Origin of the sequence: Streptomyces sp. NPDC020731, from assembly GCF_044334705.1 — a bacterium.
In the GTDB taxonomy this organism is placed as follows: Bacteria; Actinomycetota; Actinomycetes; order Streptomycetales; family Streptomycetaceae; genus Streptomyces.
The window spans coordinates 167,469-180,074 of sequence record NZ_JBIRTN010000016.1 but is presented as its reverse complement, the minus strand read 5'-3'; the positions used below and the strand labels follow the sequence as shown (position 1 = coordinate 180,074).

14 protein-coding genes are annotated in these 12,606 nt (G+C 73.2%); 4 read left to right on the top strand and 10 right to left on the bottom strand.

What is annotated here, in order from left to right; translation table 11 throughout:
• Nucleotides 1-33 precede the first annotated feature (33 nt).
• The 4 genes from ACH4VX_RS24785 (at nt 34) to ACH4VX_RS24770 (ending at nt 3,442) form a co-directional block, all read left to right on the top strand.
• Nucleotides 34-255: a hypothetical protein gene (locus ACH4VX_RS24785; protein ID WP_398370192.1), complete on the top strand. Its 222-nt coding sequence runs from the start codon at nt 34-36 to the stop codon at nt 253-255.
• Nucleotides 252-1,454 carry an ATP-grasp peptide maturase system methyltransferase gene (gene tgmC / locus ACH4VX_RS24780; protein WP_398370190.1) on the top strand — a complete coding sequence of 401 codons (1,203 nt, stop codon included), beginning with the start codon at nt 252-254 and terminating at the stop codon, nt 1,452-1,454. Before ACH4VX_RS24785 ends, tgmC begins: the two co-directional genes overlap by 4 nt.
• An 88-nt stretch (nt 1,455-1,542) precedes the next feature.
• Nucleotides 1,543-1,971, top strand: a complete 429-nt coding sequence (locus tag ACH4VX_RS24775; protein WP_398370145.1) for an ATP-binding protein — start codon at nt 1,543-1,545, stop codon at nt 1,969-1,971.
• 439 nt (nt 1,972-2,410) lie between these two features.
• Nucleotides 2,411-3,442 carry a helix-turn-helix domain-containing protein gene (locus ACH4VX_RS24770; protein ID WP_398370143.1) on the top strand — a complete coding sequence of 344 codons (1,032 nt, stop codon included), beginning with the start codon at nt 2,411-2,413 and terminating at the stop codon, nt 3,440-3,442.
• A 52-nt stretch (nt 3,443-3,494) separates the two neighbouring features.
• On the opposite strand, the gene ACH4VX_RS24765 is transcribed toward ACH4VX_RS24770, so the two are convergent.
• The 10 genes from ACH4VX_RS24765 to ACH4VX_RS24720 all read right to left on the bottom strand — a co-directional run bounded on the left by ACH4VX_RS24765 (nt 3,495) and on the right by ACH4VX_RS24720 (nt 12,513).
• Nucleotides 3,495-4,142 (bottom strand): DUF4232 domain-containing protein, encoded by a 648-nt coding sequence (locus tag ACH4VX_RS24765; RefSeq protein WP_398370141.1) that lies wholly within the window; start codon nt 4,140-4,142, stop codon nt 3,495-3,497.
• A gap of 150 nt (nt 4,143-4,292) precedes the next feature.
• Nucleotides 4,293-5,789 (bottom strand): PLP-dependent aminotransferase family protein, encoded by a 1,497-nt coding sequence (locus ACH4VX_RS24760; protein WP_398370140.1) that lies wholly within the window; start codon nt 5,787-5,789, stop codon nt 4,293-4,295.
• 23 nt (nt 5,790-5,812) lie between these two features.
• Nucleotides 5,813-6,544 carry a B3/4 domain-containing protein gene (locus ACH4VX_RS24755; protein WP_398370138.1) on the bottom strand — a complete coding sequence of 244 codons (732 nt, stop codon included), beginning with the start codon at nt 6,542-6,544 and terminating at the stop codon, nt 5,813-5,815.
• Between the two features lies 1 nt (nt 6,545).
• The gene (locus ACH4VX_RS24750; RefSeq protein WP_398370137.1) at nt 6,546-7,151 is read right to left on the bottom strand and encodes a LysE family translocator; all 606 of its coding nucleotides are present in this window, start codon (nt 7,149-7,151) and stop codon (nt 6,546-6,548) included.
• Nucleotides 7,152-7,288: 137 nt separating this feature from the next.
• The gene (locus tag ACH4VX_RS24745) at nt 7,289-8,470 is read right to left on the bottom strand and encodes an MFS transporter (protein ID WP_398370135.1); all 1,182 of its coding nucleotides are present in this window, start codon (nt 8,468-8,470) and stop codon (nt 7,289-7,291) included.
• A gap of 78 nt (nt 8,471-8,548) precedes the next feature.
• Nucleotides 8,549-8,779, bottom strand: coding sequence for a hypothetical protein (locus ACH4VX_RS24740; RefSeq protein ID WP_398370133.1), 231 nt, complete (start codon nt 8,777-8,779; stop codon nt 8,549-8,551).
• Nucleotides 8,776-9,345: a hypothetical protein gene (locus ACH4VX_RS24735; RefSeq protein WP_398370131.1), complete on the bottom strand. Its 570-nt coding sequence runs from the start codon at nt 9,343-9,345 to the stop codon at nt 8,776-8,778. The genes ACH4VX_RS24740 and ACH4VX_RS24735 overlap by 4 nt, the downstream gene beginning before the upstream one ends.
• 4 nt (nt 9,346-9,349) lie before the next feature.
• Complete coding sequence (locus ACH4VX_RS24730; RefSeq protein ID WP_398370130.1) at nt 9,350-10,309, bottom strand: D-2-hydroxyacid dehydrogenase family protein; 960 nt, start codon at nt 10,307-10,309, stop codon at nt 9,350-9,352.
• A 12-nt stretch (nt 10,310-10,321) separates the two neighbouring features.
• Nucleotides 10,322-11,089: an alpha/beta fold hydrolase gene (locus ACH4VX_RS24725; RefSeq protein WP_398370128.1), complete on the bottom strand. Its 768-nt coding sequence runs from the start codon at nt 11,087-11,089 to the stop codon at nt 10,322-10,324.
• A gap of 47 nt (nt 11,090-11,136) precedes the next feature.
• Nucleotides 11,137-12,513: an FAD-binding oxidoreductase gene (locus tag ACH4VX_RS24720; protein WP_398370126.1), complete on the bottom strand. Its 1,377-nt coding sequence runs from the start codon at nt 12,511-12,513 to the stop codon at nt 11,137-11,139.
• Between the last annotated feature and the right edge of the window lie 93 nt (nt 12,514-12,606).

The window sequence follows — 12,606 nt, the reverse complement described above, 5'->3', positions numbered from 1 at the left end:
GACTGGGGCGCCCTGCTCCACGCCCCGATCACCGTGCCGCCGTCCGTCGAGGCGGCGCTGCACGCCTACCTGGCCTCGTTCGGTCTGGTCTTCGGTTGCTTCGACTTCGCGCTCACCGGGGACGGGGGCGACCCGGAACACTGGACGGCGATCGAGTGCAACCCGAACGGACAGTGGGGCCGGCTGCCCGACGCCGAGGACGTCACCGAGGCGTTCGCCGATCTTCTCACCGTGGAAAGGAAGGGCCGTTCATGACGCTGCCCGTCGACCTCGACACCGATGCCGCGCGGCTGCGCGCGGTCATGGCGGAGGACCTCGCCGTACGCGGGGCGCTGGACGATCCGGGCTGGCGGGCGGCCGTGGAGGCGGTGCCCCGGCACCGGTTCGTGCCCGGCTTCTACCTGCCCGGCGAGGGGCGCGACGGGCAGGGGCTGCCCCTGTGGCAGCCGGTCACCGCCCGCCTCGACCACGGGCGCTGGCTGGCCGCCGCGTACTCCGACACCACGCTCGTCACGCAGTTCGACGGCGACGAACCCGACTGGGAGCACCCGGCCGAGCGGTTCGGAGGGGCCCCGACCTCGTCCTCCACCCTGCCGTCGCTCGTGGTGCGGATGTGGGCCGACGCCGATGTCCGGGAGGGGCACACGGTGCTGGAGATCGGCACGGGGACGGGCTACTCGACCGCGCTCGCCTGCGAACGCCTCGGGTCGGCCGGCGTGACGAGCGTCGAGGTGGACCCGCACCGGCTGGAGCGGGCCGCGAGCGCGCTGCACGGCTGCGGTTACGCCCCCACCCTCGCGGTAGCGGACGGGCTGTACGGGTACTGGCCCGAGGCCCCGTTCGACCGGATCGTCGCCGCCTGCTCCTTCCGGGCGGTGCCCCCGGCCCTGGTCGCCCAGACCCGGCCGGGCGGAAAAATCCTGCTGACGCTCTCCGGCTGGCTCTACGGGTACGCCCGCGCCCTGCTCACGGTCGCCGGGGACGGCACCGCCGAGGGGCGTCTGCTGGGTGGCGCGGTCTCCTTCATGTCGGCGCGTACGCATGCGGCGCCGGCCTTCGGCAACCCCGCCCACTGGGCGGCGGAGCTGCCGGGGGAGGCGCGGGTCGCCCGGCACGGTCCCGAGCGGATCACCGCCGCGACCGAGGAGGCCTTCCACCTGCGCTTCCTCGCGCAGAGCGCGGTGCCCGACGCCCAACTGGCCACCGTCGGCGATGTCCTGCATCTGATCGATGTGGTGAGCGGGTCGGCCGCCGTGCTGACGCCGGACGGCGACGGTGGCTGGCGGGTGCGGGAGGGAGGTCCGGTGCGGCTGTGGGAACGGGTCGAGCGCGTTCTCGACGCCTACGACACGGCAGGGCGGCCGGGGCCGGAGACCTTCACCCTGTGCGTCCACGACGGCGGACAGCACCTGCGGCACCCGCGCGTGCCGTGCCTTCCGCTGCCGTCGCCCTGAGGGGGCGGCCCGGACGGAGCCGGACAGCCCCCGGCCGCACGGGCCACTCGCCTTCACAACAGGCGCGTGACTGAACACGCTGAGTGACATGAATCAAGGAATCGCCGCATCACGCACCCCGCTCCACCAGTTCACCGTGCCGCTCTCCGCCACCCGCCGGGGCGCCCGTCTCGCCCGCCTGCTCGCCACCGAGCAACTGGACGCCTGGGGGCTGCCGTTGGATCCGGCCCGGCTGATCGTCGCCGAACTGGCCACGAACGCCGTCCTGCACGGCCGTGTCCCGGGCCGGGGCTTCCGGCTCACCCTCACCGTCACCGTGGACGGGGTGCTGCGCATCGAGGTGGCCGACCCCAGGGGCGAGAGCGCGCCCGTGGCCCGGGACGCGCCGCCGGAGCCCGCCGAGTCGGGCTACGGGCTGCTGCTGGTCGAGGAGTCGGCCGACCGCTGGGGTGTGCTGCCGGGGCCGTTCCCGCGCAAGACCGTGTGGGCCGAGCTGGAGCCCGGCCGCTTCCGGTGACCTCGGGGGCAGAGAGCGTCGATGTCCTCGGCGAGTGCGGTGGGGGCCGCGTCGGCGAGGGCGGGTGGAAGGCCGCGGTCGTCACTCGGGCGCCGTAACCACCGTCACTGGCGACAGGGCCGGAGGGGAGTGTCTTGGGTGGTGGGGCACCGGAGCCGGGTGCGGCGGGACGCGGCGGGGCGCGGGACGGGGCTGCGGGCGGTAAAAGACCTAAGTACCAAGGGTAAAAACCAACCAACCCGACCAAACCTCGCGTAGGTCACTCGGGCGGGTGAAACGCCTCGAACTGGCTGGCGCGGCGGGGGTTCGGGCGGGCAGTCTCAGCGCTGAGGGCCGAAGCAACTCGGCGCTCCCACAAGCCCGTACGTACGTCGGCCCCCGCCGGGAACTTCACTTCCGAGGCGAGGGCCTGACCAACAAGGAAGAGAAGAGCTTCCCCATGGCTGAGAAGAAGCCTAGTCCTGCCCCGCTCCCGATTCAGGGTGTTCGAGGATCCGCCACACCCTCCGGTGTCACCCACGTACGCACGTACCAGTCCGGCCAGTACGTGGTGATCGGCAACCACCTCGCCCAGCACCGCGAGCTGTCGCTGACCGCGATCGGGCTGGCGGCCCACATCATGTCGGTGCCCGAGGGCACGCCGGTCGACATCCGCAGTCTCGCCGAGCGCTTCCCCGAGGGGCGGGACCGGATCGCGTTCGCACTGCGGGAGCTGGAGGCGCACGGCTATCTGGAGCGGGTCCGCGAGCACACGGAGGCGGGCCGTCTGGTGACGCGTACGTACGCCCACCACACGCCGCTGCCCGCGCGGGCGGCCGTGTCGTCCGTTCCCGCCCGGACGGCCGGGCGTGCGGGGACGGGACGTGCCCGTGCTCGGGACTCGGTGGAGGGCGCGGGCGGTCGGGAGACTCCCGAGGAGGGCGACCAAGCACCTGGTGAGCCGGTTGTCCTGGTTGCTCCGGTCGTCCCGGACGCTCCGGTCGTCCCGGACGCGCCGGTGGAGGCCCCTGAGGTGACGTCCGTACCCGCTGCCGTCCCCGTGGATCCGCCGCGCGAGCCCGCCCGCTCGGGGCGGTGGTACGAGGAGGCGGTCACCCTCCTCGCCGGCCTGCGTCGGACCGACGAACGCCTCACCCTGTCCCTGCGGGACGTGAACAGACTGGCCCCGAGCGTCGTCGACTGGCTCGAACGAGGCGCCGCCCCCGCCGCCGTCCACCGCACCCTGACCGCCGACCTGCCCGTCCCCATGAAGCATCCGGCGGGCGTGCTCGCCTACCGCCTCCGCGAGCTGCTGCCCCCGCCGCTTCCCGCGGTCCCGGCGCGTTCACCGGTCACGGCAGGCGCCCACCGCCCGCCTCCCTTCCAGGACTGCGACGGCTGCGATCGGCCCTTCCGCGCCCCGGAACCCGGCCGCTGCCGTGACTGCCGGTACGGACCGACGACAACGAGCGGGGTGGCGAGCGCGGCCTGAGCCCGTGCCCACCCGTACCGTCCGCCGAGGCGGCCCGGTGCCGGTGGTGCGGTCAGCCGCCCTGGCCGGCGCTGCCGATCGGGCCGACCTTCACCGGGGTGCCGGAGCCGTCCGTGACGGGCAGCGAGGCGGCGCCCGGCCAGTCGAGGGTGACCGACTTCGTCTCGTTCGGCGGGGTCACCACGAGCCCGGTGATGCGGACGCCGGAGCCGCCCGTGTCGTTGGCCGGGTAGGAGATGTGGAAGGAGATCGACTCGCCGTCCTTCAGGACGGTCGCGGGGGCCGGCTCACCCGTGCGCTCCGCGGACACCGTCCCCGCATTGGTCTTCAGGTCGACACCGGCGAAGCCCGCGATCGAGCAGTCCCGGCCGCCGCCGTTCGTGAACGTCACCGCGACGGTGTTGTCCTCGTCGCCGCCGATCGTGTTGTCCTGCGCCGTGACCTCCAGCTCGTCGGTGCGGCACTTGCCGGTCGCGCTCTGCTCCTGGTCCGAGCTCTCCCCGGCGGAGTCCTCCGCGGTTCCCTGGGCCGAGTCACCCGAGCCCGAACCGTCGTTCGAGGAGGAAGAGGACGAGGAGGAAGAGGAGGACGCGGCGGACGAGTTGCCCTGGCCCGTGGCGGCGTCGTCGTTCTGGCAGGCGGTGAGCGAGAGACCCGCGACAACGGCCAGGGCTGCGATGGTGATCTTGTTGACGCGCATGGTGTCTTCCTCGGTGTCGGTCGGGGTGCCGGCCCGTCGGTCCGGGCGAGCGTTTCTGAGCACCAAGAGCCGTTCGGTCCGGTCGCCGTTTCGCCCAACCACCCCCTAATACACCCCTGTTACAGATGGGGAGAGACGGTGACATGGAGCTCAGGAGCGCCGGGTCAGCTCGCGCAGGGCTTGGCCGAGGGTCCGTACGCCCTCGGTGAGGGCTCCGGGCGGGTCGGCCGCGTAGCCGAGGACCAGGCCCCGGGGGCCGGGGAGTTGGCGGTGCCAGGACAGGGGGTGGCACTTCACGCCGCGGGCGAGGGCGGCGGCGGCCAGTTCGGTGTCGGGTACGTCCGGCGCGTAGGTGACCGTCAGGTGCAGGCCGGCCGCCGCGCCGTGGACGGCCGCGCCCGGCAGGTGTGCGGTGACGGCGTCGATCACCGCGTCGCGGCGGCGGACGTGGCGGGCGCGGAGCAGGCGTAGGTGCCGCTCCAGTCCGCCCGATTCCATCAGCCGGGCGAGGACCAGTTGCGGCAGCACGGCGTTGCCCAGGTCGGTGAAGCGTTTCGCTTCGGTCAGCGCGTGCAGATGGTGGGGCGGCGGGATCATCCAGCCGATCCGCAGTGCGGGGGCGAGGAGTTTGGAGACGCTGCCCATGTAGCAGAGGCGGTCGGTGAGCAGGGAGCGCAGCGCGGGTACGGGCGGGCGGTCGTAGCGGTGCTCGGCGTCGTAGTCGTCCTCCAGGATCAGGCCGCCGTCCGCGGCCCAGCGCAGCAGTTCGCGGCGGCGCCCGCCGCTTGTCACGACCCCGGTGGGGAACTGGTGGGCCGGTGTGAGCAGTACCGCCCGGGCGCCGGTGGCGCGCAGCGCGTCGACGCGCAGGCCCTGGTCGTCGACCGGTACCGGCGGGGTGGCCAGACCGCCGTTCCGCAGGTGCTGGCGGGTGCCGAGCGAGCCGGGGTCCTCCACCGCGACACCGGTGACGCCGTCCGCCGACAGCACGGGGTGCAGCAGGGTGAGCGCCTGCGCGGTGCCGGCGACGATCAGGATCCCGTCCGGCTCGACCCGGATGCCGCGGCTGCGCGCCAGCCAGTCGGCGACGGCGCGGCGCAGCCGTGGGGCACCGCGGGGATCGCCGTATCCGAGGTCCGCGGTGGACAGTTCGGCGAGCACGGCCCGTTCGGCGCGCAGCCAGGCCGTGCGGGGGAACGCGGAGAGGTCGGGCCGGCCGGGGGTGAGGTCGATGCGGGCGTCGGCGGCGCGCAGCGCGTCGAAGACGTCGGCGCCGGGCTCGCCGGTGAAGGGGGAGCGGGGCGCTGTCCGGCCGGGGTGCGGGACCTTCGGTTCGCGGGCGGGGGGCGCCGCGACCACCACCGTGCCGCCGCGTCGGCGTCCCTCGACGTGGCCGTCCTCGGCGAGCCGCCGGTACGCCTCGGTGACCACGCCCCGGGAGACGCGCAGCTCGGCGGCGAGCACCCGGGTGGCCGGCAGCCTGCTGCCCACGGTCAGCCGGCGGTCGGTGATCGCCTGCCGCAGCCGCCCGGCCAGCCAGTCCGCCTTGCCGCCCGCGGGTGCGTCGTCGGGCCGCAACTGCAGGAAGTCGGAGCCGTGCGCCGCCGTACCGCTCGTCAGTGCTTCCCTCTCGCTCACCGCACCCATGGTGCCACCGGTGCCCCGCACCGCTACGGCGCCGCCCGAGTGCCGGACAGTGGCTCGTCGCTGAACGTGAACTCCCCTGCGGAGGGGGTGAGAAGGGCCGTCACCGGAGTGACCTGCCAGTGCGCGGTGAGTTCCCGTTCGATCGTCCGCAGCGCCTCCGCGACGGTGTCCGTTCCGCCGTCGTGCACGGCTTCCACCACCACGAAGATCCGGCTGGTGCGGTCGCCGACCGCGGAGTGGCCGCTCTGCCGGTTGGTCCAGCGGCGGGCGTGCGCCCGCCCGGCGGAGTCGGCGTACGTCACCTCGCCGGGTGCCGGGTGTTCCGTACCGCCGCCGAAGGTCGTGTACTCCTCGTCACCACGGGCGTGACGCACTTCGAGCAGCGGGCCGGTGACGCGGTCGGCGTCGAGCACCGCGACCGGGACGGCGTACGCGACGGAGATCGCGTTGCACAGGTCGACCACCGGGTGGATGTGCGGCAGTGCTCCCTCCTTGCGCAGCCGCCGCAGCAGGGACTCCGAGGCGCACCTGTACTGGGTCGGCTTCAGCCCCATCCGGGCGAAGACCCGCCGCCAGGCGAGCACTTCGGGGAACTGGCCCTCGGGGGCGTCGGCCAGCCGGGCCAGGGCGCGGGCGGTGTACTCCGCGACGCGCGGGCCGACGTCGGCCGCCCGGCTGACGCCGGTGGTGTGGAGCGCGCCCACCGCGAGGTGGGGATGGTCGGACCAGAGCGCGTCTGCGTGCCGGAAACGCATGTCACGCCACCGCCATCCGTGCGCTCAGACCCACGAAGCAGACGGCGAACACCCGGCGGATGCCGGTCATGATCCGGGGGCGGGCCGTCAGGCGGTCGCGCACGGCCGCGGCGAACATGCCGTACGCGGCGAAGACGACGAAGGTCAGTGCCATGAAGACCGCGCCGAGCCGGAGCATGAGGCCGAGGGAGCCGGGCGCGCCGGCGGGGACGAACTGGGGGAGGAACGCGACGAAGAACATCGTCAGTTTCGGGTTCAGCACGTTGATCAGGACTCCTGAGGCGATCACGCGGAGCGCCGGCCGCGGCTCGGCCTCCGCCTCGACGGCCAGCGTGTCCTTGTCGCGCAGCGTCGCCCACGCCATGTACAGCAGATAGCCGACACCGAGGTACTTCACCACCCCGTAGGCGACGGCACTGGTGTGCAGCAGCGCGGCGAGACCGCTGATCGTCGCCACCAGGTGCGGCACGACGCCGAGGGTGCAGCCGAGCGCGGCCACCACGCTCGCCCGACGGCCGTGGGACAGCCCGGCGGCGAGGGTGTACACCACGCCGGTGCCGGGGGTGACCACCACGACCAGGGTGGTCAGCAGGAACGCGAGACTCAAGAGAACCCTCCGGGAGGTCGACGGTCCTCCCAGCCTGCTGCGGCCATGGTCCGAAGGGCAGAGCCAAAAGGCACCGGTCCGACCGGTCCAAAAGCCACGGGGTGCCCGACCTGGCACCACCCCCGTCGGGCGGCGGCTCAGGTGCGGTTCACGAAGGGGCGGGAGAGGACCGTGACGGCGACCGAGACCGCGGCGAGCGCGGTGATCGTCGTGGCGGGGGTGAGGTGCTGGGCGATACCGCCCGCGAGCGCGGCGCCGATGCCCTGCCATGTCATGCGGCCGGCCGACTCGACGCCCTGGACCTGGCCGCGGACCGGGTCCGGGGTCAGCGCCAGGAGACGTTCCTGGAGGGGGAGGGTGGCGGCGAAACCGGCACTGGCGACGAACACGGCGGCCGTCGCCACCGGCAGGGGCGGGTGGAGGGCGAACAGCAGGTAGGGAGCGGCGAGCAGCAGGCGCAGGGGGAACGCGCAGCGGTCCCGGCGGGCGGCGGTGAGCAGTCGGCCGACGATCAGGTCGCCGAGGAGCATGCCCGCGGATCCGGCGGCCAGGAGGATGCCGGCGTGATCGGGGGCGTAGGAGATGAACAGGGCCTCGCAGCCGACGATCAGGCCATTGGGGACCCACAGGTTCAGCAGCAGCGCGCGGGGGCCGGAGCGGGAGAAGAGTGCGGTGTTCGTCGTCCAGGTCTGGCGGAGGCCGGGGCGGCGGGGCGGGCGGATCGAGCGTTCCCGGACGGTTGCCGCCGTCGCGATCAGGCCGGTCCCGGTCAGGACCGCCGCCGTGACGAAGAGACCCTGCGGGGTCAGGTACCGCAGCAGCACGGCGCCGAGCGCGTAGCCGAGGACGGCCGTGCCGCCCGAGGTGATGTTCATCAGCGAACGCGCCGGGACGTACGCGGAGGCCGGCACCACCTCGGCGAGCAGCCCCATCCGGGTACCGGTGCCCAGGGACTGGAAGAAGCCCAGCAGCAGGAGGAGGGCGAAGCGGACGGTCAGCGGTAGTCCGGGGACCGCCTGTGCGGCCACGCCCAGCAGGGAGACGCACTGGAGCGTGACAAGGGTCCGGCGCGGACGGTTTCCGTCCGCGACCGACATCAGCGTCATCGCGCCGAGCACGGTCGCGAAGGTGGCGCCGTACATGCTCACGGCCGTCAGGAACGGGGAGCCGGTCCGCCGGTCGACCAGCGTGCCGAGGGCGAAGCCCGACAGGGTGCTCGCGGCGACCGTGAGGGTGAAGCTCGCGTACAGGCCGGCGAACTCACGGTCGCGGAGCAACGCCCGGTAGGTGGTGGTGGGTTCGGAGAGGTCGGAAGGCATGAAAAAAGCCTCCGGACGCACCCGCCGGGGCGCCGAAGGCCAACACGCACATTCTAGCACCCCCGCGATCCCGTCCCGTCAGGAGGAACCCGCCGGCCGTTGGCGCTCGATCTCCGCGCGGACGGCGGTCGCGCTGTAGTACAGCCGGAGCAGGGTCCGCGTGGAAAGGATCCGTGCCTCGCAGTCGGGCGCGTGACCGAAGTACGCCTCGTTCCCGCTCCACGCGGGCATGTACGCGCCGCGGCAGAGGGGGCAGTACGTTTTCACGCGGTCGTCGAAGTCGTCGTCCCAGTCGATGCCGTAACTCATGGTGCGTCCCTCCGGCCGTGTTGCCTGCGTCGGACCCGCCGGGCCTCCACCACCGTGGCGACGGCCACGCGCAGCGTCGCGACGACCACGATCGTGCCGGCGGCCCAGCGGCATGCCGCATGCTCGGTCGACGCACTCTCGTGCGGGGCCAGCGCGACGGCCGTCCCCATGCCGAGCGTCACCACACCCCAGTTGTAGAGCCTGACAGCTTTGCGGGACGAGCGCTTCCAGATCTGGAAGTCGTGCTGCTGGATCTGCATCAGCACGGTGTCCGGCGGTTTCTCCGACGCCCCGTACCAGGTGTCCAGGTCCGCCGGGTTGAAGAGGTGTGTGGCCGCGTTGAAACTGCTCTGGATGCAGGTGACGAAGAGCACCGCGCACACGGTCAGCAGCATCATGGCCGGCCCCGGCCAGCGGAACTTGTCGCCGTCGGCGGCCATCACCCCGGCGATCCCGATGGCCGCGGCGGCCAGCAGCGGGGCCGCCACGAAGTGCGCGTTCTGCGCGGCGTTGACATAGCCGATCTTCGGCGGGATCGCCCAACGGTCCCTCGGTGTCCCCGGCACGGGTTCAGCCGAGGCGGCGGATCGGGGTGCCGGACAGGTAGGCCTCGATGTCCTCGACCGCCTGGCCGTAGTACGTGCGGTAGTTGGCGTGGGAGACGTAACCGAGGTGCGGAGTCGCCAGGAGGCGGGGTGCCGTGCGCATCGGGTGGTCGGCGGGCAGGGGCTCCGTGTCGAAGACGTCGACCGCCGCGCCCGCGATCCGGGCCTCGTGCAGCGCGGTGAGCAGCGCGTCCTGGTCGACGAGTGCCGAGCGGGAGGTGTTGATCAGGTAGGAGGTCGGCTTCATCAGGGCCAGTTCGGGGGCGCCCAGGATGCCCCGGGTGGTGTCGCCCAGTACGAGGTGGAGCGAGACGAAGTCACTGGTGCTGAGCAACTCCTCCTTCGACGGCGCCAGTTCGACGCCCGCCTCGTCCGCGCGCTCCTTGGTGAGGTGCGGGCTCCACGCCGTGACCTCCATCCCGAAGGCGAGGCCCACCCGCGCCACCCTGCCGCCGATCCTGCCCAGCCCGAGCAGGCCGAGACGGCGGCCGTGCAGGTCCGAGCCGACCGTCGACTGCCAGGGCCCGCCCGTGCGCAGGGCGTTGTTCTCCGTGACGATGCCGCGGGCCAGCCCGAGCAGCAGCGCCCAGGTCAGCTCCACCGGTGGGACGGAGGAACTCCGGGTGCCGCAGACCGTGACGCCGTTGCGTTCGGCGGCCGCGTGGTCGATGACCGAGTTGCGCATGCCGGAGGCGACGATCAGCTTCAGCCGGGGGAGCCGGTCGAGCAGCGGGGCGCGGAACGGGACCCGTTCCCGCAGGGTCACCACGATGTCGAAGTCCGCGAGTACCGCGGCCAGTTCGTCCTCCGTGGCGATGTGCTCGGTGAAGACGGTGACCTCCACCCGGTCGCGGAGGGGGCTCCAGTCGGCGATCGTGGTGGCGATGTCCTGGAAGTCGTCGAGCACGGCGCAGCGAAGCCGCATGTCGGTCCTCTCCTACGGGGCCAGGGCCTCCGCCACGGCATGGGCGAACGCCTCCGGATTGTCCAGCATGACGTTGTGGCCGCAGTCGGGCACCGGGATCACCGAAACGCCCGCGGCCGTCAGTTCAGAGGCACCGGGGAAGGGCGAGTCCGGCTCGGGGAACAGGAACGTGCGGGGGACCGGCAGGGCGAGCAGCAGCTCGCGCATGGTCGGGGTCGTGCCGCGGATCAGCTGGGTGGCGCTGCGGTGCAGGGCCTCCAGGCCCGCCAGGCGCATCGTCGACCACCAGTGCGCGCCCACGCGGTCGCGGACCTCGCGCCAGCCGCCGGACACGAACTCCTCCTCCGTGTAAGCCGCGATGCCGCTGCTGCCGGACGAGCCGGGCACCCGGGGCAGCGGGTCCAGGTTGGCGTCGACCAGCACGAGCCGGGACACCAGCTCCGGATGGCGGGCGGCGAGCACGACGGCGACCGAGCCGCCCATGCTGTGGGCGACCACTTCGGCCCCCGCGACGCCTGCGGCGCGCAGGGCGGTGGCGAGCGCGTCGGCGTGGTCCTCAAGGGTGTAGGCGAACGAGGTGGGGCGGTCGCTGTGGCCGTGGCCGAGGAGGTCCACCAGGAGCGAGCGGTGACCCGCGAGGAGCGGGTGGACCGCGGTCGCCGTGAAGTACGCGGGGGAGGTGGCGCCCAGGCCGTGGACGTAGACGCGTGCCGGGTCCCGGCCGGGCAGCTCGACCCAGCGGATGCGGTCGCCCTCGGCCGTTACGGTGGCGCTGTGCACGGTGTGGTTCCCCTCGGTGGCGTGATCGCGGCAGAGGAGAACGGTACTCACACCGTGTGGCCGAAGCGCAGGAGGTTCGACGGGTCGTAGGTCTGCTTGGCGCGGCGCAGGCGATCGTGGACCTCCGGGGTCCAGGCACGGGCGCGGTCCGTCGCGTCGCCCGGGGTGCCGTGGATGTTGACCATGGTGCGGCCCGTGCTGTACGGGGACATCGCGGCGTGCAGGGAGGTCGTGGCGCGTTCGACCGCCTCGGCGTCGGGCGGGGCGCCGATGACCGCGACCGACTCCAGGAAGTGTGCCGCGTCGCGGGCGCAGACCGCGTCCTCCGTCCGCGCGGGGCGGGACAGGGCGCCGCCCATGTGGCGGAGCTGGGCGACCAGCAGTGGGCAGTCGGGGACGTCGGGGCCCACCTGGCCGAGGAAGGCGCCGATCGCGTCGGGCGTCAGGTCGCGCAGCAGGGAGCACGACTCACGGGCGGGGAGCGGGTCCTGCGGTTCGATGTAGATGCGGTCTACGTCCGTGCACGGCATCTCCTCCACCATGTCGACCTCCACCGGCGCCGCCGCGCGGATCGGTGCCAACAGCTGCTCGGCCTCGGCCGGTTCGCCGGTCCAGGTGACCGCGACGCGGGCCCAGAAGCGGCCGCGGAGCTGTTCGGGGAGCTGCGGGATGGGCGGCAGGCGGAGGACGCCGAACGCGCTGCACATCTCCTCCGGCACCGTTCGCGTCCACTCGGCCCAGGCGGTCAGGAGGGCCTCGGCGTGCTCGCCGGAGGAGTAGAGGCCACCGCCGAGTACCGTGCGCAGCGGGACCAGTTCGGTGACCAGGGACGTCACGACGCCGACATTGCCCTTGCCGCCGCGCAGTGCCCAGAAGAGCTCCGGTTCGTGGGTCGGGTCCGTTTCCCGGAGGGTGCCGTCGGGGGTGACGACCTGGAAGGAGCGGACCAGGTCCGTGGCGTAGCCGTAGGTCCGGCCGAGCAACGGCAGGCCGCCGCCCACGGTGTAGCCGATCGCGCCCGCGTCCGTGGACGTGCCGTTGAGCGGGGCCAGCCCGTGCGGTGCGGTCGCCTTCAGCACGTCCCGCCACTTCGCGCCGGCGGCGATCGTCGCGGTGCGCCGCTCCGGGTCGACCTGTACGTCGGTCATGCGGGCGGTGCTGATCAGCAGGCCGTGGTCGATGGGGAAGTTGGCGCCGTGGCCGGTGGCCTGGACGGCGACCGGAGTACCGGTGGCCGAGGCCCAGCGCAGCGCGGTCACGACGTCGTCGGTGCCGGTCGCGACGACGATCACGTCGGGAGTGTGCAGTGCGGCCAGGTTGAAGCCGGTGGCCTCCTCGGCGTAGCCGTCCTCGCCGGGGCGCAGTACCGGGCCGCGGATCTCCGAGAGGGCGAACAGGTCGGGGGTGTGGTGCGTGGTTGTCATGACGTCCTCCGTGGCGCGCGTACGGAGGGACGGCGGCGGACTGCAGGTCAGACGTCGGAATGGGCGGCGGGGGGCGAGCTGCCGTCGGGGTCC

Coding starts and splice junctions, on each gene's coding strand:
- ACH4VX_RS24740 (WP_398370133.1), bottom strand. CDS start 8,779: ATGAGTTACGGCATCGACTGGGACGACGACTTCGACGACCGCGTGAAA.
- ACH4VX_RS24760 (WP_398370140.1), bottom strand. CDS start 5,789: ATGGGTGCGGTGAGCGAGAGGGAAGCACTGACGAGCGGTACGGCGGCG.
- tgmC (WP_398370190.1), top strand. CDS start 252: ATGACGCTGCCCGTCGACCTCGACACCGATGCCGCGCGGCTGCGCGCG.
- ACH4VX_RS24775 (WP_398370145.1), top strand. CDS start 1,543: ATGAATCAAGGAATCGCCGCATCACGCACCCCGCTCCACCAGTTCACC.
- ACH4VX_RS24765 (WP_398370141.1), bottom strand. CDS start 4,142: ATGCGCGTCAACAAGATCACCATCGCAGCCCTGGCCGTTGTCGCGGGT.
- ACH4VX_RS24770 (WP_398370143.1), top strand. CDS start 2,411: ATGGCTGAGAAGAAGCCTAGTCCTGCCCCGCTCCCGATTCAGGGTGTT.
- ACH4VX_RS24730 (WP_398370130.1), bottom strand. CDS start 10,309: ATGCGGCTTCGCTGCGCCGTGCTCGACGACTTCCAGGACATCGCCACC.
- ACH4VX_RS24720 (WP_398370126.1), bottom strand. CDS start 12,513: ATGACAACCACGCACCACACCCCCGACCTGTTCGCCCTCTCGGAGATC.
- ACH4VX_RS24745 (WP_398370135.1), bottom strand. CDS start 8,470: ATGCCTTCCGACCTCTCCGAACCCACCACCACCTACCGGGCGTTGCTC.
- ACH4VX_RS24755 (WP_398370138.1), bottom strand. CDS start 6,544: ATGCGTTTCCGGCACGCAGACGCGCTCTGGTCCGACCATCCCCACCTC.